This is a genomic window from Aquabacter sp. DMC10 (assembly GCF_056314145.1).
Genome location: NZ_JBQUYX010000011.1, coordinates 183,060 through 204,125, shown reverse-complemented (window position 1 = coordinate 204,125; position 21,066 = coordinate 183,060). Strand labels below are relative to the sequence as shown.

Annotated in this window: 25 protein-coding genes; 11 read left to right on the top strand and 14 right to left on the bottom strand. The window is 67.6% G+C overall.

Annotation, left to right across the window (positions count from 1 at the left end):
• Nucleotides 1-21: 21 nt before the first annotated feature.
• Nucleotides 22-1,470, bottom strand: coding sequence for an efflux transporter outer membrane subunit (locus ACT54L_RS24475; RefSeq protein WP_476088274.1), 1,449 nt, complete (start codon nucleotides 1,468-1,470; stop codon nucleotides 22-24).
• 206 nt (nucleotides 1,471-1,676) lie between these two features.
• Between ACT54L_RS24475 and ACT54L_RS24470 the strand changes: the two genes are divergently transcribed.
• Nucleotides 1,677-2,402, top strand: coding sequence for a TetR/AcrR family transcriptional regulator (locus tag ACT54L_RS24470; RefSeq protein WP_476088273.1), 726 nt, complete (start codon nucleotides 1,677-1,679; stop codon nucleotides 2,400-2,402).
• Nucleotides 2,403-2,441: 39 nt separating this feature from the next.
• Here ACT54L_RS24470 and ACT54L_RS24465 read toward each other — a convergent pair whose 3' ends face one another.
• Genes ACT54L_RS24465 through ACT54L_RS24455 form a run of 3 tightly spaced genes read right to left on the bottom strand, consistent with a single transcriptional unit; the run spans nucleotide 2,442 to nucleotide 4,172 of the window.
• Nucleotides 2,442-3,281 (bottom strand): MBL fold metallo-hydrolase, encoded by an 840-nt coding sequence (locus tag ACT54L_RS24465; RefSeq protein WP_476088272.1) that lies wholly within the window; start codon nucleotides 3,279-3,281, stop codon nucleotides 2,442-2,444.
• A gap of 20 nt (nucleotides 3,282-3,301) precedes the next feature.
• Nucleotides 3,302-3,628 (bottom strand): hypothetical protein, encoded by a 327-nt coding sequence (locus tag ACT54L_RS24460; protein WP_476088271.1) that lies wholly within the window; start codon nucleotides 3,626-3,628, stop codon nucleotides 3,302-3,304.
• A 7-nt stretch (nucleotides 3,629-3,635) separates the two neighbouring features.
• The gene (locus tag ACT54L_RS24455; RefSeq protein ID WP_476088270.1) at nucleotides 3,636-4,172 is read right to left on the bottom strand and encodes a sugar ABC transporter; all 537 of its coding nucleotides are present in this window, start codon (nucleotides 4,170-4,172) and stop codon (nucleotides 3,636-3,638) included.
• A 160-nt stretch (nucleotides 4,173-4,332) separates the two neighbouring features.
• Between ACT54L_RS24455 and ACT54L_RS24450 the strand changes: the two genes are divergently transcribed.
• From ACT54L_RS24450 to ACT54L_RS24425, 6 genes are all read left to right on the top strand, one after another.
• Complete coding sequence (locus ACT54L_RS24450; protein WP_476088269.1) at nucleotides 4,333-5,220, top strand: LysR substrate-binding domain-containing protein; 888 nt, start codon at nucleotides 4,333-4,335, stop codon at nucleotides 5,218-5,220.
• Nucleotides 5,221-5,584: 364 nt separating this feature from the next.
• Nucleotides 5,585-6,448, top strand: coding sequence for an ABC transporter substrate-binding protein (locus ACT54L_RS24445; protein ID WP_476088268.1), 864 nt, complete (start codon nucleotides 5,585-5,587; stop codon nucleotides 6,446-6,448).
• A gap of 10 nt (nucleotides 6,449-6,458) precedes the next feature.
• Nucleotides 6,459-7,139 (top strand): amino acid ABC transporter permease, encoded by a 681-nt coding sequence (locus ACT54L_RS24440; protein ID WP_476088267.1) that lies wholly within the window; start codon nucleotides 6,459-6,461, stop codon nucleotides 7,137-7,139.
• Nucleotide 7,140: 1 nt separating this feature from the next.
• Nucleotides 7,141-7,902 carry an amino acid ABC transporter ATP-binding protein gene (locus tag ACT54L_RS24435; protein WP_476088266.1) on the top strand — a complete coding sequence of 254 codons (762 nt, stop codon included), beginning with the start codon at nucleotides 7,141-7,143 and terminating at the stop codon, nucleotides 7,900-7,902.
• 54 nt (nucleotides 7,903-7,956) lie between these two features.
• Entirely contained in the window at nucleotides 7,957-8,457 is a 501-nt protein-coding gene (locus ACT54L_RS24430; RefSeq protein ID WP_476088265.1) for a MaoC family dehydratase, read from the top strand.
• Nucleotides 8,458-8,481: 24 nt separating this feature from the next.
• Nucleotides 8,482-9,318 carry an ABC transporter substrate-binding protein gene (locus ACT54L_RS24425; RefSeq protein WP_476088264.1) on the top strand — a complete coding sequence of 279 codons (837 nt, stop codon included), beginning with the start codon at nucleotides 8,482-8,484 and terminating at the stop codon, nucleotides 9,316-9,318.
• Between the two features lie 69 nt (nucleotides 9,319-9,387).
• Here ACT54L_RS24425 and ACT54L_RS24420 read toward each other — a convergent pair whose 3' ends face one another.
• The 4 genes from ACT54L_RS24420 to ACT54L_RS24405 all read right to left on the bottom strand — a co-directional run bounded on the left by ACT54L_RS24420 (nucleotide 9,388) and on the right by ACT54L_RS24405 (nucleotide 12,752).
• Nucleotides 9,388-10,092 carry a GntR family transcriptional regulator gene (locus ACT54L_RS24420; protein WP_476088263.1) on the bottom strand — a complete coding sequence of 235 codons (705 nt, stop codon included), beginning with the start codon at nucleotides 10,090-10,092 and terminating at the stop codon, nucleotides 9,388-9,390.
• Between the two features lie 104 nt (nucleotides 10,093-10,196).
• On the bottom strand, nucleotides 10,197-11,141 hold the full coding sequence (locus ACT54L_RS24415; protein WP_476088262.1) for a dihydrodipicolinate synthase family protein: 945 nt from the start codon (nucleotides 11,139-11,141) through the stop codon (nucleotides 10,197-10,199).
• Nucleotides 11,142-11,172: 31 nt separating this feature from the next.
• Nucleotides 11,173-12,315 carry an acyl-CoA dehydrogenase family protein gene (locus ACT54L_RS24410; protein WP_476088261.1) on the bottom strand — a complete coding sequence of 381 codons (1,143 nt, stop codon included), beginning with the start codon at nucleotides 12,313-12,315 and terminating at the stop codon, nucleotides 11,173-11,175.
• A gap of 41 nt (nucleotides 12,316-12,356) precedes the next feature.
• Complete coding sequence (locus tag ACT54L_RS24405; protein WP_476088260.1) at nucleotides 12,357-12,752, bottom strand: hypothetical protein; 396 nt, start codon at nucleotides 12,750-12,752, stop codon at nucleotides 12,357-12,359.
• Nucleotides 12,753-12,966: 214 nt separating this feature from the next.
• On the opposite strand from ACT54L_RS24405, the gene dapA reads away from it, so the two are divergent.
• From dapA to ACT54L_RS24390, 3 genes are all read left to right on the top strand, one after another.
• On the top strand, nucleotides 12,967-13,845 hold the full coding sequence (gene dapA / locus ACT54L_RS24400; RefSeq protein ID WP_476088259.1) for a 4-hydroxy-tetrahydrodipicolinate synthase: 879 nt from the start codon (nucleotides 12,967-12,969) through the stop codon (nucleotides 13,843-13,845).
• 111 nt (nucleotides 13,846-13,956) lie between these two features.
• Complete coding sequence (locus tag ACT54L_RS24395; protein ID WP_476088258.1) at nucleotides 13,957-15,483, top strand: AMP-binding protein; 1,527 nt, start codon at nucleotides 13,957-13,959, stop codon at nucleotides 15,481-15,483.
• A 313-nt stretch (nucleotides 15,484-15,796) separates the two neighbouring features.
• Nucleotides 15,797-16,540: an aldolase/citrate lyase family protein gene (locus ACT54L_RS24390; protein WP_476088257.1), complete on the top strand. Its 744-nt coding sequence runs from the start codon at nucleotides 15,797-15,799 to the stop codon at nucleotides 16,538-16,540.
• 23 nt (nucleotides 16,541-16,563) lie between these two features.
• On the opposite strand, the gene ACT54L_RS24385 is transcribed toward ACT54L_RS24390, so the two are convergent.
• Entirely contained in the window at nucleotides 16,564-17,259 is a 696-nt protein-coding gene (locus ACT54L_RS24385) for a FadR/GntR family transcriptional regulator (RefSeq protein WP_476088256.1), read from the bottom strand.
• 166 nt (nucleotides 17,260-17,425) lie between these two features.
• Here ACT54L_RS24385 and ACT54L_RS24380 point away from each other — a divergent pair, with 166 nt between their 5' ends.
• Nucleotides 17,426-18,034 carry an ureidoglycolate lyase gene (locus ACT54L_RS24380; protein WP_476088255.1) on the top strand — a complete coding sequence of 203 codons (609 nt, stop codon included), beginning with the start codon at nucleotides 17,426-17,428 and terminating at the stop codon, nucleotides 18,032-18,034.
• Here the strand turns inward: ACT54L_RS24380 and ACT54L_RS24375 are convergent.
• Genes ACT54L_RS24375 through ACT54L_RS24355 form a run of 5 tightly spaced genes read right to left on the bottom strand, consistent with a single transcriptional unit; the run spans nucleotide 17,981 to nucleotide 21,061 of the window.
• Nucleotides 17,981-18,895, bottom strand: a complete 915-nt coding sequence (locus ACT54L_RS24375) for a LysR family transcriptional regulator (protein ID WP_476088254.1) — start codon at nucleotides 18,893-18,895, stop codon at nucleotides 17,981-17,983. The two genes, ACT54L_RS24380 and ACT54L_RS24375, sit on opposite strands and share 54 nt — an antisense overlap.
• A 24-nt stretch (nucleotides 18,896-18,919) precedes the next feature.
• On the bottom strand, nucleotides 18,920-19,258 hold the full coding sequence (locus tag ACT54L_RS24370) for a DUF4286 family protein (RefSeq protein WP_476088253.1): 339 nt from the start codon (nucleotides 19,256-19,258) through the stop codon (nucleotides 18,920-18,922).
• Nucleotides 19,259-19,277: 19 nt separating this feature from the next.
• Nucleotides 19,278-20,207, bottom strand: a complete 930-nt coding sequence (locus ACT54L_RS24365; RefSeq protein ID WP_476088252.1) for a dihydrodipicolinate synthase family protein — start codon at nucleotides 20,205-20,207, stop codon at nucleotides 19,278-19,280.
• Nucleotides 20,208-20,217: 10 nt separating this feature from the next.
• A complete protein-coding gene (locus tag ACT54L_RS24360; protein ID WP_476088251.1) occupies nucleotides 20,218-20,652 on the bottom strand; it encodes a MaoC family dehydratase in 435 nt (144 codons plus the stop codon).
• Nucleotides 20,645-21,061, bottom strand: a complete 417-nt coding sequence (locus ACT54L_RS24355; protein ID WP_476088250.1) for a MaoC/PaaZ C-terminal domain-containing protein — start codon at nucleotides 21,059-21,061, stop codon at nucleotides 20,645-20,647. The genes ACT54L_RS24360 and ACT54L_RS24355 overlap by 8 nt, the downstream gene beginning before the upstream one ends.
• Nucleotides 21,062-21,066 lie beyond the last annotated feature (5 nt).

Sequence of the window (21,066 nt, the reverse complement as noted above, 5' to 3'; positions counted from 1 at the left end):
GGGCCGAAGGGCGCCGGTTGGTCAGTGATCCTGGAAATAGCCCGCGTCCGCGCGGGGCGTGGCCTGGGCGGTCTGGTCCACGCGGTTCCACCAGCCGCCGCCAAGCGCCTGGAACAGGGCCGCAGTGTCCGAGAAGCGCGTGGCCTGCGCCTTCACGCGGGCGACAACGGCCTGCTGATAGTTCTGCTCGGAGGTCAGCACCGAGGGGTAGGTGACCGCGCCGGCCAGGTATTGGGTGCGCGAAATCTTCACGCTCTCCTGCGCCGCCCGCTCATAAGCCAATTGGGCCTTCAGGGTCTCGGCATCCGCCTGGATCGCGCGCAGGGCATCGGCCACATCCTTGAAGGCGGTGATGACCGTGCTCTTGTACTGCGCGAAGGCCTGCTCGCGGGTGGCGATGGCGGCTTCCTTGTCGTGGAACAGCGTGCCGCCGTCGAACACCGTCTGGGCCGCGCTCGCCGCGATGCTCCAGGCGGCGGTGCCCGGGTTGAAGAGACTGTCGGGGGTCAGGCCTGAGCGCCCGTAGCTGCCGGAAAGCTGGATCTGGGGCAGCATATTGGCGACATTCACGCCCACCGTGGCGGTGGCCTTGTGCAGGCTTGCTTCTGCAGACGCAATGTCCGGCCGCTGGCGCACCAAGGCGGAGGGCAGGCTCACCGGCAGGTCCCGCGGCAAGGTGAGGCTTGCGAGCGTCACATGCTCGCCCCGATCCTCGCTGGGCAGCCGGCCGAGATAGGCCATGAGCTGGTTGCGCTGCTGTGCCAGCTGCTTCTGCAGCGGCGGCAGGGTGGCCTGCGTCTGGGCGAGGTTGGATTGCTGGGACAGCACGTCGGATTGCGCCACGGCACCCAGCTCGAACTGCCGCTGGACCAGCGTCAGCTGCTCCTGCTCCGACTTGATGATGTCGTTGGTGGCGTCGATCTGGGCCCGCAGCGAGGCATCGGAAATGGCCGCCGTCACCACGTTCGCGGTGAGGCTGAGATAGGTGGCTTCCAGTTGGAAGCGCTGATAATCGGCCTGCGCCTGCAGCGCCTCGACCTGGCGGCGGGTGCCGCCCCAGGCGTCGAGCACATAGGTGACGCTGACCGTGGCGTTATAAAGATTGTACGGGCTGGTATTCCCGCTCTCACCCTGGGTTGCCAGCGAGGTCACCTGGCGGGTCGGCCCGCCGTTGGCGGACACCTGGGGGAACAGCGCCCCTTCCTCCGCCAGCGCATTCTCCCGCGCCGCGCGCAGGGCCGCCTGGGCGGCGGCGATGTCGGGATGATTGCGGATCGCCTCCGCCACGAACGCGTCGATCTGCTTGTTTCGGAACACCTTCCACCATTCGCCTGGCAGGTCGCGGCCGCGCAGGAAGACCTGACTTTGCCCGCCATGCACATCGGCGGAGGTGGTGGCCTGCGGCGGGCCGCCCGGCAGATAGCCATTCACCCGCGGCGCGTCAGGCGACTGGAAATCGGGCCCGACCATGCAGCCATTCAGCACGAGCAGCGCGGAAAGCGCGAGGCCGCCCCTCAGCCAGGCGGCCCCTTTTGGGAACGGGCGATGATGTCGCGGAATCGATGGCACAGGCAGCACCCAATCTGAACCGAACCGTACAGTTCGATCATTGGATAAGCTCGACGGATGAAGGAGTCAAGATGGACCGAACCGTTCAGTTTTGATAAAGTCCAGACATGATTCCGTTCGATCCGCCCGCGCCGGAGGATGTCGATCCCGACACCGGCGATTCCCCTACGTCTGACCAGAGCCGCCCCGAGTTGCTGGACCTGCGGCCGAAGGCGCGCGAAGCGCTGATGGCCGCCCGAACGGTGTTCCTGGAAGACGGCTATGACGGCGCCAAGATGGATGCCATCGCCCGCGTCGCATCCATGTCCAAGGCGACGCTCTATGCCCATTTTGCCAACAAGGGCGATCTCTTCGAGGCCCTGATCCGGCACGAATGCCGGACCATCAACGCCACCCTCCACGCACCCGACACGGGTGCGCCGTCCATCGCCGAGGAACTGCGCAAGGTGGCCGTTCAATACCGGCAAATCTTCACCCAGAAGGCCGGCATAGAGCTGTACCGGATCATCGTGCCGGTGGCCCCTCGCTTCCCGCGCCTCGCCCGCATCTTCTATGCCGAGGGCCCGGCGGCCACGATCCGTCAGCTGGCCGATTATCTGGGCGCGTTGCGCGACAGCGGCCGGCTGCGTCTGACCGACCCCAATCTTGCCGCGCGCCAGTTTCTCGCGCTGGTGACGGAGGACATCAAGCTGGACGGCGCTCTGGGCCTGCCCCTCCCCAATGCGCACAAGACTCAGAAGGAGATCTCAAGCGGCGTCTCCATGTTCCTCAGCTTCTATGCCATCCCGCAGGACCAGGATGGCGCCCCGGCCGATCATTTACCCGGCGATTGAGAGCCGCGCGGGGCCGCTTCGTCACGCCCTCACTCCGCCTCAGGCCCCCGGCACGACGCGAAACGCCTGGCCGTGGCGCTCGATCCGCAGGAAGCCGGGCGGGCCCAGGTGCATGCCGGCAATGAGCAGGCGGTCACTGACGGCTTCATCCAGAATGCGCGCGCGGGTGGCGGCAGCGCACGTGGCATCCTGATCGAAGGGCAGAGCGGCTTGCGGCCAGGGGATCTGGATGTGCGGAAAATGCACGATGTCTCCCCAGACCAGCAGGCTCTCCCGGCCCAGATCGATCCGATAACCGGTATGCCCGATCGTATGTCCCGGGAGCGGCACCGCCGTGATGCCCGGCAGCACATGCGGCCCCTCAAACGGGCGCAGCCGATCCCGGTAGCCCTCGAAGGCCTGACGGGCGATCTGAAAATTCCTCCGGGACCGATCACTGGCCCGTGCCAGATGGGCGTCATCCTGCCAGAAAGCGATCTCCCGTTGCGGGACGATCAGCTCGGCGTTCGGGAACGCCGCGTTCCCGGCAGGGTCCATCAGCCCGCCCACGTGATCCGGGTGAGCGTGGGTCAACACTACCGCGTCAATGTCTGCGGCCTGCACGCCTGCGCGGCGCAAATGACCTTGCATCTCCCCGCCCAGGTTCTGGATGCCGCCACCGCCCGCATCGATCAGGATGGTGCGGGCGCGACTGCGGACCAGATAGCACTGGACATGGAGGACCTCCGGCTCCGTCACGCCGGCGGCACGCTGCAAGGCAAGCGCCTGTGCCGGCTCGATGTTGGCCAGGAGATCGAGGCTGACGGTGAGGCTCCCGTCGGGAATGGGCGTGATGGCGATGTCGCCGATCTGTCGGCTCGGATAGCGGGGATCGGACATGGTGACCTTCTGGATGCCGTTCAATTGCGGGCATGGAGGCTGGAAGGGGACGACCCGAAGCAGCGGATGCGGGGCGTGCAGCCGGTCGCGGTGCGGATGGCCGCGTCCAATCCGGCCATGAAGCGCGCGAACACCTCCGGCGTGCGGAACGCGGTGCACCGATAGCGGATCTCGGCGAACACCGGATGGCCGCGTCCGTGCCGAACGGGAACGTAGATCACATGCACGGTGTCTTCGGCAGCCTGGAGGATGTCCGTGCACAGCGCCACACACTGGTCGGTCAGGCCGGACAGCGCGGCGTCCGACGGCATGGCGGCGGGTGGAAGGAAGATGGTGACATTGGGCATGGCGGACCTACCTCCCCGGTTCGCGCGCCGGAGGCGTCAGGCAAGGTGTCATGGGCGCATAGACCTGGACATCGTCCGGCAGCCCTCGGAAAGGCGGGAGTGCGCGCCGGGGCAACGTGCCCAGCCAGCGCTGTGCCGGGGACCGGTCCAGCCCGACGGCGCGCAAGGCGCAAGGGGCCAGGCCCAAGTCGGCGAGAGAACCGGGGCCGGAACAGCTTGCCAGCATGACCATGTCGCTGGCGACCTCCGGCCCGTGGTCGAGACCATCATAGAGGTTGCGGTGCCACCGCGTGATGTGAGCTTGCCAGCGCGCAAAACTGCCGCCGCCCTTCTCGCGGTAGGCATCGCTGGCCAGGACGTGCGGCCCGTCAACGGTATGCAGGGCAAGATAGGGGGGACACGCGCCGTGCACCGCCCTGAAGCGCTGGGAGGAGCGAAAACCGGGCACGCAGATGAGAGCCGGCAGCTTGTCGTCGCTGTAGAAAGCGTTCCAGGCCGCTTCGCTGCCGGGATCGGCGAAGCCGCATTCCACCGTATAGATCATGGGACCATCCTTGGCCGGCAGCATAAGCCGGGCCTTGCCTTTCCGTGATGTTCGATCACGATAGCCGCCGAAATGGCCACGCAATAACGATGTCGGGTCATCCTTCAGTGAACAAAAGTCATCCTGAGCCGTGAGATCGGCCAGATCCTGGAGCCCCCCCGTGCGCCGCAAGATCCCCAGCCATTCCGCGCTCCTGGCATTCGAGGCTGCCGCCCGCCACGGCAGCTTTGCGCGGGCGGCCGACGAACTGGCGCTGACGGAGGGCGCCATCAGCCGCCAGATCGGCCGCCTGGAAGCCTTCCTGGGCGTGCCCCTGTTCGAGCGGGTCGGCAATCGTGTGCGGTTGCGCCCGAACGGCGCGCATTATGCCGTGCAGGTGCGCGAGACGCTCGACCGGCTGGAACGGGACAGCCAATATCTCATGGGCCAGCCCCAGGACGGCGCGAGCCTCGACATCGCCACCCTCCCGACCTTCGCCGCCCGCTGGCTGATCCCGCGTCTGAAGGGGTTTCAGGCGCGGCACCCCAACATCACCGTGCATCTGGCGGAGCAGATGGAGCCCTTCGTCCTTGCCGACAGCGGCTTCGACGCCGCCATTCACTTCGACCACCCCGCATGGACCGGCATGCGCGTGCAGGCCCTGATGAAGGAAGTGCTGGTCCCGGTGTGCCACCCCAACCTGCTGGACGGCGGGAGCGGCGCGCGCGCCCTCGATACGCTGCCGCGCCTCCATCGCCGCCAAAACCCGGGAGCTTGGCAAGCCTATGCGGAAGAGACCGGCATCCCCTTGAGCCATCCGGCCGTTGGAGCCCGCTATGACCTTCACGCCATGCTGATCGCAGCGGCCCTGGCGGGCCTCGGCGTCGCGCTGGTACCACGGCTGTATGTGGAAGCCGAACTGGCGGCGGGCCGGCTGGTGGCGCCTTGGCCTGAGGGTCGCGCCATCTCCAAGACCTTCTGCCTCATCCTTCCCGAGCCGGTGCGGCTGAGCCGGGGACCCGCCCAAGCCTTCGCGCAATGGATCGCCGAAGAGGCACGCGCGGCATGATGACCTAGGTCGCCACGCACCCCGTTCCAATGATCCCGCCTGCCACGCCTCCCGCCCGCGGCGGGTATGACGTTAAGGCGTGGTGAAACCAGGATTCCAGCTGACCGGTCTGGCCAGAAAACCACCCCTGACCCGCAAGCTAGACCCAAGGTGAACGCCTTTTGTGACGCGCCTCGCGCCCGCGCCCTGGCCCTCTGGCTGAATTCTGAGCAAATTATGCCGAAAAAACGGTCTTGCCTCCGATGCAGGCCGAGGGCGATAGTGTGGTCAGGCCAGTCAGAACTGTTGAGGGTTCGCTGTGCCGGATCGCCTGATCGACCTCCGACAGGTCCCCCTCGCCCGCTGGACGCATGGACCGCCCGCCATGAGCAAGACATTGAGCATTTCTCTCGCCACCAAAACGCTGGGCACCCTCCTGGCTTGTGCGCTCCTGGGCGCCGGCACTGTGGGGGCGAATGCCGCCTGCGTGGCCGAAATCAAGCCGGCGGACCTGGTGACGCCGGGCAGCGTGCAGCTCTCCATCAACCCCACCAATCCGCCCCAGCAATATGTGGATGCCGACGGCACGCTGAAGGGCCTGAATGTGGAACTGGCCGAGGAGATCGCGACCCGCATCTGCACCCCCATCACGCTCGTGCGGATGGACTTTCCCGGCATGATCCCGGCGGTGAAGGCGGGCCGGCTGGACGGCCTCAACACCGGCATGTTCTGGAACGAAGAGCGCTCCAAGATCCTGTTCATGGTGCCCTATGGCGTGCAGAGCCTCTCGGTGGTCGAGGCGTCGGACAAGCCTTCCACCATCAAGGCGCAAGCGGATCTCGCCGGCACTTCGGTGGGAGCCGAGACCAACAGCTACCAGGAGAAATGGCTCATCGCCTATAGCGAGAAGCTGGTGGCCGAGGGCAAGAAGCCCATCACCATCCGCGCCTTCAAGACCGCCACCGATGTCACCGGCGCCCTGCTTGCCGGCCAGGTGGACAGCGCCCTCCTGATCGACAGCGTCGCCCGCACGCTGGTGGAAAAGGGTCGCGTCCGCGTCGCAGTCACGGGCCTCGGCGAGAACCGCATGTCCATGGCCTTCCGCAACAAGGCGGTGGCGGACGCCGTGGTCAAGGCGCTGGATTCCATGCAGATGGACGGCACCTATAAGAAGCTGTTCGACAAATTCGGCCTGCGCGGCCTGCCCGAAGGGCAGATGGTCGCCATCGACGGCCCGGGCCCGCAGTAAAGCCCGGCCCATGCACTATTTCAACGTCGACGCCTTCATCGGCTATCTCGGCAACTGGTTCCTCATCGGCGGCGTCGGCGTCACCGTCGCGCTGACGGTGGCCGGTGTGGTGGGAGGGCTGGTGCTGGGCATGGGCATCGCCCTCCTCAAGATGGCCGACGCCCGTCCGCTCGCCTGGATCGCCGGCTTCTATATCTGGCTGTTCCGCGGCACGCCGCTGCTGGTGCAGCTGGTGGTGATCTATACCGGCCTGCCGCAACTGGGCATCAAGCTCGGCGCGGTGGAATCCGCGCTTCTCGGCCTGGTGCTGCACGAGGCGGCCTACATGGCGGAGATCATCCGCTCGGGCTTCCTCTCGGTGCCCGCCGGGCAGCGGGAAGCGGCGTGGGCGCTGAGTCTTGGCGGCGGCACCGCCTTCTGGCGGGTGATCCTGCCCCAGGCTTTCCGCCTGATGATCCCGCCGCTGGGCAATTCCATCAACGGACTGCTGAAGGCGACTTCGCTGGCCTCCGTCATCTCGGTGGAGGAGTTGATGCGCCGGTCCGAGATGCTGATGCAGGAGCAGTTCCTGACCCTCGAGGTCTATGCGGCGGCCGCCGTCTACTACCTCGTCCTGACCTCCCTGTGGGACCTGGTGCAGCGCCCGCTGGAGAAGCATTTCGGCCGCTTTATCAAGAAGGGAGGCCGCTGAGATGGACGCACCTGCGCAAGCCGCTGCGCCCGCCGGAACATGGGCGGTGCGCATGGAGGCGGTCTATAAGAGCTTCGGGGATTTCACCGCCCTGAAGGAAGTGGACCTGTCCGTTCGCAAGGGCGAGACGGTGGTGGTGTGCGGGCCGTCGGGCTCCGGCAAGTCCACCCTCATCCGCTGCATCAACGGCACCGAGAAGCACGATGACGGCCTCATCTATGTGAACGGCATCGAGCTGACCAAGGCCAATGTGGACAAGGTGCGGCGGCAGACCGGCATGGTCTTTCAGAACTTCAATTTGTTCCCGCACATGACCATTTTGGAAAACTGCGTGCTCGCGCCCATGACCACGCTGAAAATGCCCCGCAGGGATGCCGAGGCCATGGCCATGTCCCTTCTGGAAAAGGTGCGCGTCCAGGACCAGGCGCGCAAGTTTCCCAGCCAATTGTCGGGTGGGCAGCAGCAGCGCGTCGCCATCGCCCGGGCGCTGGCCATGAATCCCAAGGTCATGCTGTTCGACGAGCCCACCTCCGCCCTCGACCCGGAAATGGTCAAGGAAGTGCTGGAGACCATGAAGTCGCTCGCCCAGGAAGGCATGACCATGCTGTGCGTCACCCATGAGATGGGCTTTGCGCGGGAAGTCTGCGACCGGGTCATCTTCATGAATGAAGGACGGATCGTGGAAGTGGAAACCCCGGCCGAATTCTTCAGCAACCCCAAGTCCGAGCGGGCGAAGCTCTTCCTCAGCCAGATCATCCACTAAGGGCGCGCGCCCGTTTCGACCAGCGGTCCGCACGCGGCACCGGAGGGAGTGTCCATGCCTCATCTTGCAGCCGAGGGCGCGGTCCGCACGATCATCCCGCGCGATGTGTTTTTCGAGGATGTGGAGATCGGCGCGCGCTACCGCACGCCGGCGCGCACCCTTTCGGCCGCCGACATCGCCGCCTTCTGCGCCGTGACGGGGGACCATCACCCGCTGCACACCGATGCCGCCTATGCCCGCAGCCAGGGTTTTGCCGATGTGATCGTCCACGGCCTGTTCTGCCTGTCCATCATGGAGGGGCTTAAGACGGCCAGTGGCCTTTACGAGCACACCTCGGTCGCCTCTCTCGGCTGGGACGCCGTGAAGTTTCGTGCGCCCGTGGTGGCGGGCGACACGGTGCATGTGGAATTTGCATTCACCGCCAAACGCCCCGCTTCGCGCGGCGACCGCGGCATCGTCACCGAGGAGGTGCAGCTCCTCGACCAGACCGGGCGCGTGGCGGTGAGCGCCATCCACGCCGCCCTCGTGCTCATGCGTCCCGCATCCCAGGATTAACCGCTAGGAATTGGAGCGTCTCCCATGCGCAAACTCGTCGCCCTCTCCGTCCTGCTCGGCGCGCTCGGCGTCGCCCAGGCGGCGGCCGCCGCCGACTGCACGCCCAAGGTGTCCGCTGAACACCTCGTCACGCCCGGCAAGCTGCAGATGTCCACCAATCCCACCCTGCCGCCCCAGCAGTTCGTGGACGAGAAGGGCGAGCTGCAGGGCCTCAACGTGGAGCTGGGCAAGGCCATCGCCAAGAAGCTGTGCCTCGACATGGAGTTCGTGCGCATGGACATGCCCTCCATGCTGCCGGCCCTCAAGGCCAAGCGCTTCGACGGCATCGACACGGGTATGTTCTGGACCGAGGAACGCTCCAAGCTGATGTTCATGATCCCCTATGCCCAGCAGGCGGTCAGCATCTACACCTCGCCTGACAGCAAGCTGGAAATCACCAAGTTCGAGGATCTGGCCGGCCACACCGTGGGCATCGAGACCGGGACCTACCAGGAGAAGCAGGCCAAGCTCCTGAACGACAAGATGGTGGCCGCCGGCATGAAGCCCATCGAATTCCGCTCGTTCAAGACGGCGTCCGAGACCACCGCCGCCCTCAAGGCCGGGCAGGTGGAAGCCGGCATCAATATCGACGAGACCGCCCGCGTGCTGGAAGAAAAGGGCATCGCCAAGATCAAGGTGCAGGGCCTGAACGGCACCGACATCACCCTCGACTTCGTCGACCGCACCCTGGCGGACGCGGTGGTGCAGGCGCTGAAGGAGCTGAATGCCGACGGCACCTATGACAAGCTGTTCGACACCTTCAAGATGACCCGCCTCACCGACCGCAACTTCGCCATTCGCGGCCCCGGCCCGACCCAGTGAGGCACCGGCGGCCAGTCGTGCGAAAAGCCGCCGGCCGCTCCTTTGCTCAAGCCAGGCGAGGGTGGGCGCTCAGGCTCCCTCCTCGCCCAGGCGCGAAAACAGGTCTTCCAACACGGCGGCCTGCTGCATGCGGATGATGGCCTCGGCCATCTGGAGGTCCTGCCGGCGCAGGGCCTCCAGCAACAGCCGGTGCTCGCGCACGAGGCCCCGCTCGCGGCCCGGCCCATAGCCGAAGCGCAGGCGGAACGCCCCAATGAGCTCCCAGCCCCGCAGGAACATGCGCAGGGCTTCCCGATTGCCGCCGAACTCCACCATGCGGGCGTGCAGGTCCCGGTTAAGGCGCACGCCGCGCTCCCGGTCGCCGGCCTCCACGGCGGCCGCATAGGCCTCGGCGCGCGCCTCCAGCTCGTCCAGCTTGTCCAGTGTCATCACCTTGATGAAGCGACGAATGGCGAGCAGCTGCAACTCGGCGTTCAGCTCGAACAGATCCTCGATGAAGGCCCGGTCCAGCCGGCGCACGGTGGCGCCACGATTGGGCTCGATCTCCACCAGCCCCTCGCCCTCCAGCTTGCGCAAGGCCTCGCGCAAGGGCATGGCCGAGAAACCGAAGCGACCGGACAGGTCTGCCACCTTGATGCGGGCGCCCGGCGCATAATGGCCCGAGAGAATATCCTGCCGGATCAGCAGGCAGGCCTGCTCCACCGAATTGCTGGCCGTGTCCTCGCCGGTCTCCCCGGCGGGGGCCTGTCGGGCAGGGCGGAGGGGATGCGTCATGGGAACCACCGGACGAAGAAGACGGGCGACCACGAGGGCCGCCCTGGCCCTTATAGCCTGGACCTCGGGAACGCAGGAAAGAGCGGAGCAGTGCCCCGCGGCCCTCAGGCGGCGAGGAAGCGGGAAAGGCCCGCGGCATCCACCGCCGTGCCCACGCGCGCCGCCACGTCGCCGGGCACCGGCAGCAGGGGACGGCGGGGCACGGCGGACGAGATGAGGCCCAGATGCTTGAGCGCCACCTTGATGCGCGTGTGCATCTCGATCAGCGGCGGGGCGCCATAGATGGTGCGCACGATGGGATAAAGCTGATCGTTCACCACCCGCAGCGCCCGCAGATCGCCCGCCTCGGCAGCGGCCCACAGGTCGGAAAGGAGATCCGGGATGAGGCTCGCCATGCCGGAGAGGATGCCGTCCGCGCCGATGGCCACTTGCGCCACCAGCCAGTGATAATTGGAGGGCAGCATGTAGCAGTCGGGCGCCACCGCCTTGATGCGCCGCAGATTGTCCTCATAGAGCCCGATGTCGCCGCTGCCTTCCTTCACCGCGATCACCCGCGGGCGGGAAACCAGTTCCCCCAGGATGGCGGAGGAGAAGCCGTAGCCCGAGGCCACTGGCTGCTGGAAGATGGAAAGTGGCAGTGCGGTCGCGGCGAGCACGGTGTCCACATAATCAAGCGCGTAGCGCGGGTCCGTGCCCGCCCCGCCGGAAAACTGCGGCAGGGGGAAGAGCACGGCTGCATCCACGCCGGCCGCCTCGGCCGCCTGCGCCTGTGCCACCGCCTCGGCGGTGGACCAGGCGATGATGCCGGTGAGCAGCGGCACGTCGGGTCCGATGAAGGCCCGGGTGCGGCGGATCACCTCGAGCCGCTCGGCATCGCTCAGCGTCGCGCCTTCACCCGCATGGCCGTTCACGAAGACGGCGCGAATGCCCTTGGGCCGGGTGCAATAGGCCAGCACCCGCTCATAGCTCGCCCAGTCGATGGAGAAATCCTCATGGAAGGGCAGGACCGTGGCGACGGTGACGCCGGACAAATCAGGGGATCGGGTCAAGGCGGGCTCCTGGTGGCGGGGCGCGTGCGGGTCAACCGTGCGCGCGAGAGAGCTGGCGGGCGATAATCAGCCGCTGGATCTGGTTGGTGCCTTCATAGATCTGCGAGAGGCGCACATCCCGGTAGAGCCGCTCCACCCGGTAGGCGCGGGAATAGCCGTTTCCGCCATGGATCTGAAGGGCGTTGGAGATGGCGCGATTGGCCATGTCGGTGGCAAAGAGCTTCGCCTCCGCGGCCTCCCGCGCGATCTCGTGGCCCGCGTCCATCAGCCGGGCGGCGTGCTGGATGAGCAGGCGGGCGGCGGAAATCTCCGTGGACATGTCGGCCAGCATGAATTGCACGGCCTGGAAGCTGGCGATGGGCGCACCGAACTGAATGCGGCTATGGGCATAGTCCAGCGCATCCTCAAGCCCCGCCTGGGCCATGCCCAGCGCCATGGAGGCCATCATCAGGCGGGAGAAATTGAAATTGGCCATGGCCATCTTGAAGGCGCCATTCTCCGGCCCGAGGCGATTGGCCACCGGCACCCGCACGCCATCAAAGCTCAGCCCGCACTCGGCCAGGCCGTGCATGCCGAGAAGTTCCTCGGACTTGCCGCGGCTGATGCCGGGGCGATCGGTCTCCACCATGATGCAGCTGAGGCCGCGCTGGCCGGCCTGCGGATTGGTCTTGGCGAAGACAAGCACCACATGGGCGATCTCGCCAAAGGTGACCCATGCCTTGGTTCCGGTGATGACATAATCGTCGCCGTCCCTCACTGCCTGGGTGCGCAGGCCCGCGACGTCGGAGCCGAAGTCCGGCTCGGTGGCGGCGGTTGCGACGATCACGTCCCCGGACAGCACCCCCGGCACCAAGGCCTGATGCACCGGCCCGCCATGCTCGGCGAGGAAGCGGGCCGACTCCACTGGAATGGCGAAGGCGTTGCCGACCGCGCCGGAGCAGCGGGCAATCTCCTCCATCACCAGGCAGGCGGTGGCGGCATCCATGCCGGCCCCGCCCTTCTCCTCGTCTAGGCCGATGCCGAACAGGCCGAGATCCGCCAGCCCGCGATACAGCTCGCGCGGAAAGCGGTTGTCGCGGTCGATGGCGGCGGCTGCGGGCAGGATTTCCGCCTCGGCGAAGCGGCGGGCGGTGTCGATGACGAGGCGCTGGTCGGCGGACAGAAGGCGGTGCACGATCTTTGATCTCCCATTGCTTGAGACTGGCTAATATTCGATCAAGTCACATGGCCTGTTCCGGCTTCCAGCACTCCGCCATGGGCGATCTCGCTGACGGCGCGCTCGAAGAAATAGATGACTATGGCCTGCTCCGGCACACCATAGGCCTGTGCCGCTGCGCGGGTGACGGCCTCTGCCGCCATGCGCCGCAGGTCCGCCGTGCGGGCGATGGCATGAAGCTTCACGAAGATGCGGCGCGCCTCCTCCGGCGCCGGCATATGGCCCGCATGCGCATAGGCATCGGTGGGATAGAGCTGGAAATAGCAGGAGATGATGGCTGGATCGATGCCCCAGCTCCCCGCCAGCGCGTCGGTCATGCGCCGAGCCGCCTCCGCCCGGCCGGCGGGCGGGGCGCCATCGGTGCCGGGAAAGTCGTTCACTTCAAGAAAGGGCATGGCGGGCTCCTGCGCGAAGGCGGGCACGGGCTCCGGCGGCAGCGGACCGCCTGAAACGCGCACCTTCTGATTGGCCGCGATATGGATCAAATGTCAACTTGATTTGCATATATTAGATCAAATAAAAGCATATGGATCTCGCAACGGAGGCCCCCTCTTTGGGCGCCCTCCGGCTGCGCACGCCCCCCTTTGACCTCTTGCCGGAGCCCGTGCCGTGACGACCTTTCGAGGCAGTTTCACCGTGATGGTCACCCCCTTCACCGACGACGGACGCCTGGACGAGGAGGGCCTCGCCCGCTTCGTGGACTGGCAGGTGCGGGAGGGGGCTCACGGCCTTATTCCGCTCGGTTCCACCGGCGAATTTCTCTCCCTGACCCGCGCCGAGCGCCGCCGGGTCGGCGAAATCGTTGTGCAGGCGGCCGCGGGACGCGTGCCGGTCCTGATCGGCACGGCGGCGGAATGGACGAAGGACGCGGTGGACCTCACCGTGGAGGCGCAAAGCATCGGCGCCGACGGCGTGATGATTATCCCGCCCTTCTACTCCTCGCCCACGGCGGACGAGATCTATGCCCATTACCGGGCGATTGCCGGGGCCATCCGCATCCCCATCATGATCTACAACAACCCCTTCACCTCAAACGTTGATCTTTCCGCCCGGCTGGTGGCGCGCCTGTCCGAGATCGACAACGTCTCCTACATCAAGGAATCTAGTGGCTCCGTGCCGCGCACCGCCGAGATCATCCGGCTGTGCGGAGACCGCATGACGGTGTTTTCCGGCTACCACCCTTGGGAAAGCTACCGGGTGGGCGCGGCGGGTTATGTGTCCGTCTTTTCCAACATCGCCCCGGCCCTCTCGGCGGAGCTTTACACGCGCACGGTGGTGGAGAATGACTTCGCCGGCAGCCGCGCCATCGCCGATCGCGTGGCGCCGCTTCTGGATGCACTGGCGGGTGATCTTTATGTGTCGGCCACCAAGGCGGCACTGGGCATGATGGGCCAGCCGGGCGGCCCGCCCCGCGCCCCGCGCCTCCCGCTGCCTGACGACCGGCGCGCGCCCCTCAAGGCGGTGCTGGAAAGCCTCGGCCTGGTTTGACCCGGCGGGCGCCATAGGCCAGCTTCCAGTCCGGCCGGTGCGGCGCCATGCGCGCCGTCGCCGGCCTCACCCATTTGGACACCGCGCGTTTTACACCGAGAGTTTCGCCCCATGAGTGATGCCGCCAGCGCCGACACGACGGTCACCTTCGGAGCGCGCCTGCGCGGCCACGCCCGCGCCCGTGGCGGCGCCCCGGCCATCACCGTGCTGTCCCCGAACGGCACGGCCCATCCCGTCGGCTGGGCCGCGCTCGACCGCCTGGTGGACCAGGCGGCCGGTGTGCTGGTCGGCCGAGGGCTCGGTCAGGGCGCCGTGGTGGGCATCGGCCTGCCCAATGGGCTCGCCCATATCGTCCTGGTGCTGGGCGTGTGGCGCATGGGCGGCACGGTGCTCTCGTTCGACCATCGCCAGCCCGCCGACATCCTGTCCGGCATGTGGGACCGGGCGAAGGCGGGGCTGGTGGTGATGCCCGACGCTCACGCGGCCGATTCGCGGGCGGTCGCCCTGCCCTCCATTTGGGCGGAGATTACAGCGCACCCCGCAAGCGAGATGCCCGACCAGGTTTCCCGGCCGGGCAAGATCCTGCTGTCGGGCGGCTCCACCGGCGTCTCAAAGCTCATGGCAGACAACTTGCCCTGGCGCTTTGCGCCGGGGCGGCCCTGGGGCGACGTGGCCCCCGCGCTGGGCTTCCGGGCGAACCAGGTGCAATTGGTGGCGGGCGCCATGTCCCATAATGCGCCGCTCACCTGGGCCCATATCGGCCTGTTCGAGGGGCATCATCTGGTGGTGATGGAAGCGTTCAGCGCCGACCTTGCCCTCGACGCCATCGACCGTTTCGAGGTTCAGTTCGCCATGGTCGTGCCCACCATGATGGTGCGCATGCTGGATGCGGACGCCCGCCGGCCGCGCAGCCTTGCCACACTGGAGGCGCTCTATCACACAGGCGCGCCCTGCGCCGACTGGCTGAAAGCCGCCTGGATCGACCGCCTCGGGCCGGCTCGGGTCACCGAGATGTACGGCTCCGGCGAGAATGTGGGTCAGACCCTCATCACGGGCAGCGAATGGCTCGCCCATCGCGGCTCCGTCGGCCGTCCGTTCCAGAGCGCGGCGCGCATCTACGATGCGGAGGGAACACTGCTGCCGGTTGGCGAAGTGGGTGAATTGTTCATGCGCCGCGATGGCGAACCTGTTCCGCAAGCCCGCGTGCGCTACCTCGATCCCGGCGTGACCTCCCGCGAGGATGCGGATGGCTTCGTCAGCGTGGGCGACATGGCGTTCCTGGACGCGGACGGCTATGTGCACCTCGCCGGCCGGCGCGACGACGTCATCAATTCCGGCGGCGTGAAGGTCCACCCGGAAAAGGTTGAGGCCGCCGTCCTGTCCTGCCCCGGCGTGCGCGACGTGGTGGCCGTGGGCCTTGAGGACCGGGACTGGGGCCAACGGGTGCATGTGGTGATCGAGCCAGTGGACGCCAACAAGCCCGTGACCCTCGCCGACGTGCGCCGGCATTGCGCCGGGCGACTGGCATCGGACGAATTGCCCAAGAGCCTCTCCCTGCGGCCCAGTTTGCCACGGGACGGCTTCGGCAAAGTGAAGCGGCGCCTGGTCCGCGCCGCCGAGGAGCAGGCGGGCGGCTGACACCGTCCCATCGCAGGGGGATCGTCGGACGCCAGGCCTCCCTGCGCACCGTCGAGCAGATCGCCAACTGGTCAGGCCTGTCCGCCGATGCGCGCGCACCCGCCGGTGCCCGCGGCGCAGGGCGAACCGCCCGACATGTGGCCGCAGGCCGCGAAAGCGCTCGCCCCATGCAGGACCACCGCCCAAAAAATCGCCTTGCAGGGTTTCGGGGCTTGTGCAAGCGTGGTCTGACCAGTCGGGCCGGTCACTGCATGCCTTTCCACGAGAGAGGCGGAGGCGTCACGGCCCTGCCCCGTCCAAGAGGAAAGTGCCGATGCCCCGCTTTGGTCTGGCCGCCGTTGTCCTGCGCAGCGTGGAGGTGGTTAGCCTTACCCGCACCGCCGGCTTCGACCTGCTGGTGGTGGACATGGAGCACAGCGCCATGGGCATCGCCGACGTAGCCAGCCTGTGTGTCGCGGGCCGCATGGCCGGCCTGCCGGTGGACGTGCGGGTGGGTGGGCCGGACCATCCCGACTTGGCCCGAGTGCTGGATTGCGGCGCACGTGGCGTGATCGTGCCCCATGTGGACACTGCCGCCCAGGCCCGCCGCATTGCCCAGCTGACCCGCTATGCGCCTTACGGCAACCGTTCGGTGCCGAGCCCCCTCGCCCTTTTCGGCTTCCGCCCCGTGGACGTGAAGACGCTCATGGCCGGCTGCGAGGCGGAGGTGCAGGTCACGGTCATGATCGAGAGCGCCGAAGGGGTGGCGGAGGCCGAGGCCATCGCCGCCGTTCCCGGCATTGATGCCCTCATGGTGGGCGCCAATGATCTGGCGGTCAGCCTCGGGCATGCGGGGGAGGTGGGGCACCCGGATGTGCACGCCGCCTTCGCCCGGATTGCCGCCGCCGCCACCGCCGCGGGCAAGGAATTTGCCGTGATCGGCGTCCCGGATGCGCTGCTGGAAAGCCACGCCTTCTCCCTCGGCGCGGCCACCGTCATCGCCACCAATGACATCAACCTGCTGGTGGATGGCGGAACGGCCTTGGTGGCTGCACTCGCCGGCCGCGCATCCTCATGAAGACGGGGTCCGTCGCCCACCCGTCACAGGATCGCCAGCCCCGCACGGGCGGCGGAATTGATGATGTGGCTTTCCATCGCCCGCCGCGCCGCCTCCGGCTGGCGCGCGGCGAAGGCCTCCAGAACCCGGCGGTGCTCGGCCGCCGTTTCCCGCAGGCGCTCGCGCTCGCTCATGGGAATGCGCTGGCTTTCCACGAACACCGTGCGGATGTCCTGGTACAGCTTCTGGAACATGGCATTGCCGCACAGCGAAAAGATCAAGTCGTGGAAACGAGTGTCGGCATCCGCCAGCGCCAGCCCGTCGCGCCGCTCGGCGGCGGCGTCCATGGCGCTGTTGAGCGCCTCGAATTCGGCGATCACGCCGCCATGGATGGTCGCGGCCGTGAGGGCGGAAGCCAGACCTTCAATGGCCAGGCGGGCCTGGTAGACATCGCGCAGGCTGAAGAGCTGATTGTAGCGCCATTGGGCAGGCGCCGCCGGCCGGTTGGCGGGATCGGTGACATAGACGCCGCGCCCCGCCTCGACGCTGATGACGCCCAGGGTCTCCAGGATGGAGAGCGCCTCCCGGAGGGACGGGCGTGAGACGCCCAGATGGTCCGCCAGCTGCCGCTGGGCCGGAAGCGAATCTCCTGCCTTCAGGCCGCGCTCGCGGATCAAGGTCTGGATGGCCTCGGCCGTTCGGATGGGAATGGGTTGGTTGGTTTTCTTCAGCACGCTCATGTCCCGCTTCGCGCGCCGCGCCTGCGCCCGCGCCGAAGGTCTGGCCAGTCTCTTGGTGTGCGCCAGTTAAAGCTGGTCAGACTGGTAAGTCTAGATCGTTTCACGTCGCCATGGGGAAATGGCCGTGCCCGGTCCTTCCCCCTCTCACCAGGAAAGCTGCCTTACGATGAGTTTCCAACAGGGCGGGCCGGTCAGGCCTGCCTCCGCCCGCGTCCTCCGGCAGCTGACGGCGGACGCCTTCCGCCGCTTCGGGCAGGTGCTGGAGCCGGATGCGGCTTATACCGTGAATGGCGGCCTCGCCGACCGGACCGACCTCCTCACGCGTCTCGCCCATGTGGAGGCGGCGCCACAATTGTGCCTGTCCCATTTCGACGTGCGACCCATGGCCCTGCCGGCCACGGTCACGGAGCTGGAGGCCCATCCCTTCAGCGCCCAGGTGTTCCTGCCGGTCAGCCGGTCCCGACCCGTGGTGGTGGTGGCGCTGGCAGGGACGGACGGGGGGCCGGACCTCGACACGCTGGAAGCCTTCCTCGGCATGCCCGGCCAGGCGATCCTTTATGATCCCGGCGTATGGCACGCGGGGCTGACGACGGCGGGCGAGCCGGGCGGCTTCCTCATGGCCATGTGGCGGGGCGACAATCCCGACACCCAGGTGCAGCCTCTGGCACGGCCGGTGGTGGTTGATCTGTCGGACGAGAGCGCCAGATCAGGTGTCGCCAGATCAGGGGCTGGAGAGCCGGGCGAGACGGGCCACAACTTCCGCCTTGAGCGTTGAGAGGAAGTCCCCCGTCAGACGCGAGAGGGCCCGCCCCCGAGGCAGCACCGCCTCCAGCCGCAGCCGGATCTCCGGCTGGAACGGCCGCACCACCAGGCCCGCGAAACGGCTTGCGGAGGCTGTTATCTCGTCGAGGACAGTGGCCCCGCCGCCCTCCTGCACGAGGCGCGCCGCCACGTTCAGGAAGCGGGCATCCACCGCCGGCGCAAAGGGCACCGCTTCCCGGCGGAACGCCTCGGCGATGAGCAAGCCGATGTGATTGTCGGGACGCGGCGCCACCAGGCGCCCCGCCGCAAGATCGCGCGGAGTGACGCACGCCAGTGCGGCGAGCGGATCGCCCTCCCGGCACACAACAACGGCGGCCAGGTCTGCCAAGGGGGACAGGTCGAGCCCATGGCGCCCGTCCGCCTCCATCGCGACGCCGATCTCCGCCAGCCCGGTCTCCACCGCCTCCAGAACGCCGGTCAGCGGGCGGGTATCAAGGGAGACATGCACGCCCGGTCGCCCCTCAAGGAAACGCGGGATCACGGACGGCAGGAGGGATTCGGACAGCTCCGCCGTAGCCACCACCCGGATGCGCCCCGCCCGGCCGGCTTTCAGGTCTGCCGCCCGCTCGGCAACCGCCCGCTGGTGGAGGAAGAGGGGTTCCGCCTCGTCCAGCAGGAGCCGGGCCTCATCGGTGGGCACCAGGCGATTGGAGATGCGCTCGAACAAGGCGAGGCCCAGTTGGTCTTCCATGTGGCGGATCGCATTGGACACCGCCGATTGCGACATGCCCAATTCCTCCGCCGCGCCCACCGTGGTGCGGCAGCGCATCACGGCCCGGAAGATTTCCAACTGGCGCAGGTTCATGAAGCCCATGTGCGGGAAGCGGTCCCTTGCGGCTCAGGATGCCACGACCCAATCGCAGGAGCGACCGGGAATCGGCTTCAGGCGGATGCGGCGGAAATTGGTCACGAACGCCGCAAACGGGCCGAACCCCTTGATGGCCTTGAACTCGGGGGTGTCGTAGACCTCCGGCCCATCAATCTCGTAGAGGGCGGCATATTTCGGCCCGCCCTCGTCCACCAGCCGCCGCGTCGCCGACCGCCAGCCGGGGCAGGCCAGAATCTGCGGGATATGCACGGTCTCGTACCAGTCGTTGAACGCGGCTTCCTGCTCGGGGGCGATGTCCACCATCACCATATGGATCATGGGCGGCCTTGGGGCGGTGTTCTCGGTCATGGCAGATCCTCGCACGCGGTCAGACGGGAAGGCCGGCGGCGGCGAGCGCCTCGCGCAGGCGCGCCACCTCGGCCTCCGGCAGACCGTCCACCGGCGGCCGGCAGCGAGTGGAGGCAAGCCGGCCCAGGAGGGCAAGGCAGGTCTTCAGCCGGATGGTTGCCAGATGGCCGGGCGCCCCATAGACCACGCGGCCGAGCAGATAGAGCCGCTCGTGCAGGTCCCGTCCGGCGGCCATGTCGCCGCGCGCAACCGCCCGGTCGAGGGCGACGATCAGCTCGGGCACAACGGCGGCCAGGCTCACCAGGCTGCCATCGCTGCCCAGTGCAAAGCAGGGGAAGAGGTGTTCGTCACCCGAGGCCATCACCGCCACATCTGGCCGCAGCCGGCGGGTGAGGCGGCGGGTGGCGTCGTAGGCGGCCGTCTCCCAGCTGCCTTCCTTGATGCCGACCACGCTTTCAATGTCCAGCAGCCGCGCCAGCACATGGGGCCGGAAGGCGGTCTTGCCGGACCCCACCGCGCCCTGGAACAGCATCATGGGCACGCCGGCGGCATCCGCGATCCGGCGATGATGGCTGACGATGGCGTCGTCATCCGCCCCCAATGCCCAGGAGAAGGGCGGAAACACCATCACCGCATCGGCTCCCGCAACCGCGGCCTCCTCGGCCATGCGCGCGGCAATGTCGGACCGCTCGCAATTGATGCCGGCGACCACCTTGTGGCGGCGCCCGGCCGCGGCCCGGGCGGTGCGCACCACACCGGCCAGTTCCGGCCGGTCCAGAGCGAAATTCTCGCCCGCATGGCCGTTCACCAACAGGCCGGCCATGCCCTCGGTGGCGAGGACGGCGGCATGGTGGGCGTGAAGGGCGTCCGCATCGACGGTGCCGGCGGCGTCCATGGGGCAGATGGTGGCGGCATAAATGCCGCCGAAGGGGAAGGTCGCGTCGCTCATGGGGGCTCTCTCAGGCGGCCGGGCGGGGGCGGGGAAATTTCAGGGTTGCGCGGGCCTTGAGCACCTCCTGGCCGGCCTCGTTCAAGGCGGAGGCTTCCCAAGTGAGGGTCCGGGTGGCCTCGTCCTTCTCGGCGATCCACACCTCGATGGCGATGGTGTCGCCATAGAAGACCGGGCCGGTGAACCAGAAGCGGTCCTCGATGGAGACACCGAGAATGCCGGCCAGCTCAGCCGTGAGCACGCTGGTGCACAGCCCGGCCACCATGATGCCGGGCGCCAGCCGCCGGCCGAACCGGGTGCCGGAGGCAAAGTCCTCATCGATATGGACCGGCCCGAAATCACCGGTGGCGGCGATGTAGAGGCTGCCGTCGGCCTCCGTGACGGTCTTCGCCACACGCACGCGGTCGCCCACCTTCAGGTCGGCGAAGGCCTTGACCTCATACATGGTTTTCCCCCGCAATCGGCACCAGGCGCGCGGTGCCCTCGATCAGGGGCTCGGCACCGGCCATGGCCTTAAGGGCGCAGCTGAGCGCCCCCGCCGCGTCGACAGCAGTGACGGTGGCGATGGCCACGACGGTGGTGCCCACCGGCACCGCCTTGGTGAAGGAGACCGCGAAATCGGCGATGCGATGGCCCGGCCCGGCGAGGCGGGACAGGCAGGTGGACAGCAGTGCGGATGCGGCGAGCTCGAACACCGCCATGTCGGGAAGCCCGGCCGCGTGCGCCTTGGTGCGGTCCACATAAAGGCCGCCCAGATTGCCGCTGATGCCGGTGAACAGCGCCTGCTCGGCCACCGTCATGGTCTTGGAGAAACGGATGCTTTGGCCGACGGCCGGCGCCGGATGGGGGGTCATGGGCA

Bases quoted from the DNA above. Each gene is read 5' to 3' on its own strand.
- ACT54L_RS24475 (WP_476088274.1), bottom strand. From the start codon at position 1,470: ATGGTCGGGCCCGATTTCCAGTCGCCTGACGCGCCGCGGGTGAATGGC.
- ACT54L_RS24470 (WP_476088273.1), top strand. From the start codon at position 1,677: ATGATTCCGTTCGATCCGCCCGCGCCGGAGGATGTCGATCCCGACACC.
- ACT54L_RS24465 (WP_476088272.1), bottom strand. From the start codon at position 3,281: ATGTCCGATCCCCGCTATCCGAGCCGACAGATCGGCGACATCGCCATC.
- ACT54L_RS24460 (WP_476088271.1), bottom strand. From the start codon at position 3,628: ATGCCCAATGTCACCATCTTCCTTCCACCCGCCGCCATGCCGTCGGAC.
- ACT54L_RS24455 (WP_476088270.1), bottom strand. From the start codon at position 4,172: ATGATCTATACGGTGGAATGCGGCTTCGCCGATCCCGGCAGCGAAGCG.
- ACT54L_RS24445 (WP_476088268.1), top strand. From the start codon at position 5,585: ATGAGCAAGACATTGAGCATTTCTCTCGCCACCAAAACGCTGGGCACC.
- ACT54L_RS24440 (WP_476088267.1), top strand. From the start codon at position 6,459: ATGCACTATTTCAACGTCGACGCCTTCATCGGCTATCTCGGCAACTGG.
- ACT54L_RS24435 (WP_476088266.1), top strand. From the start codon at position 7,141: ATGGACGCACCTGCGCAAGCCGCTGCGCCCGCCGGAACATGGGCGGTG.
- ACT54L_RS24430 (WP_476088265.1), top strand. From the start codon at position 7,957: ATGCCTCATCTTGCAGCCGAGGGCGCGGTCCGCACGATCATCCCGCGC.
- ACT54L_RS24425 (WP_476088264.1), top strand. From the start codon at position 8,482: ATGCGCAAACTCGTCGCCCTCTCCGTCCTGCTCGGCGCGCTCGGCGTC.
- ACT54L_RS24420 (WP_476088263.1), bottom strand. From the start codon at position 10,092: ATGACGCATCCCCTCCGCCCTGCCCGACAGGCCCCCGCCGGGGAGACC.
- ACT54L_RS24405 (WP_476088260.1), bottom strand. From the start codon at position 12,752: ATGCCCTTTCTTGAAGTGAACGACTTTCCCGGCACCGATGGCGCCCCG.
- ACT54L_RS24395 (WP_476088258.1), top strand. From the start codon at position 13,957: ATGAGTGATGCCGCCAGCGCCGACACGACGGTCACCTTCGGAGCGCGC.
- ACT54L_RS24390 (WP_476088257.1), top strand. From the start codon at position 15,797: ATGCCCCGCTTTGGTCTGGCCGCCGTTGTCCTGCGCAGCGTGGAGGTG.
- ACT54L_RS24385 (WP_476088256.1), bottom strand. From the start codon at position 17,259: ATGAGCGTGCTGAAGAAAACCAACCAACCCATTCCCATCCGAACGGCC.
- ACT54L_RS24380 (WP_476088255.1), top strand. From the start codon at position 17,426: ATGAGTTTCCAACAGGGCGGGCCGGTCAGGCCTGCCTCCGCCCGCGTC.
- ACT54L_RS24375 (WP_476088254.1), bottom strand. From the start codon at position 18,895: ATGGGCTTCATGAACCTGCGCCAGTTGGAAATCTTCCGGGCCGTGATG.
- ACT54L_RS24370 (WP_476088253.1), bottom strand. From the start codon at position 19,258: ATGACCGAGAACACCGCCCCAAGGCCGCCCATGATCCATATGGTGATG.
- ACT54L_RS24365 (WP_476088252.1), bottom strand. From the start codon at position 20,207: ATGAGCGACGCGACCTTCCCCTTCGGCGGCATTTATGCCGCCACCATC.
- ACT54L_RS24360 (WP_476088251.1), bottom strand. From the start codon at position 20,652: ATGTATGAGGTCAAGGCCTTCGCCGACCTGAAGGTGGGCGACCGCGTG.
- ACT54L_RS24355 (WP_476088250.1), bottom strand. From the start codon at position 21,061: ATGACCCCCCATCCGGCGCCGGCCGTCGGCCAAAGCATCCGTTTCTCC.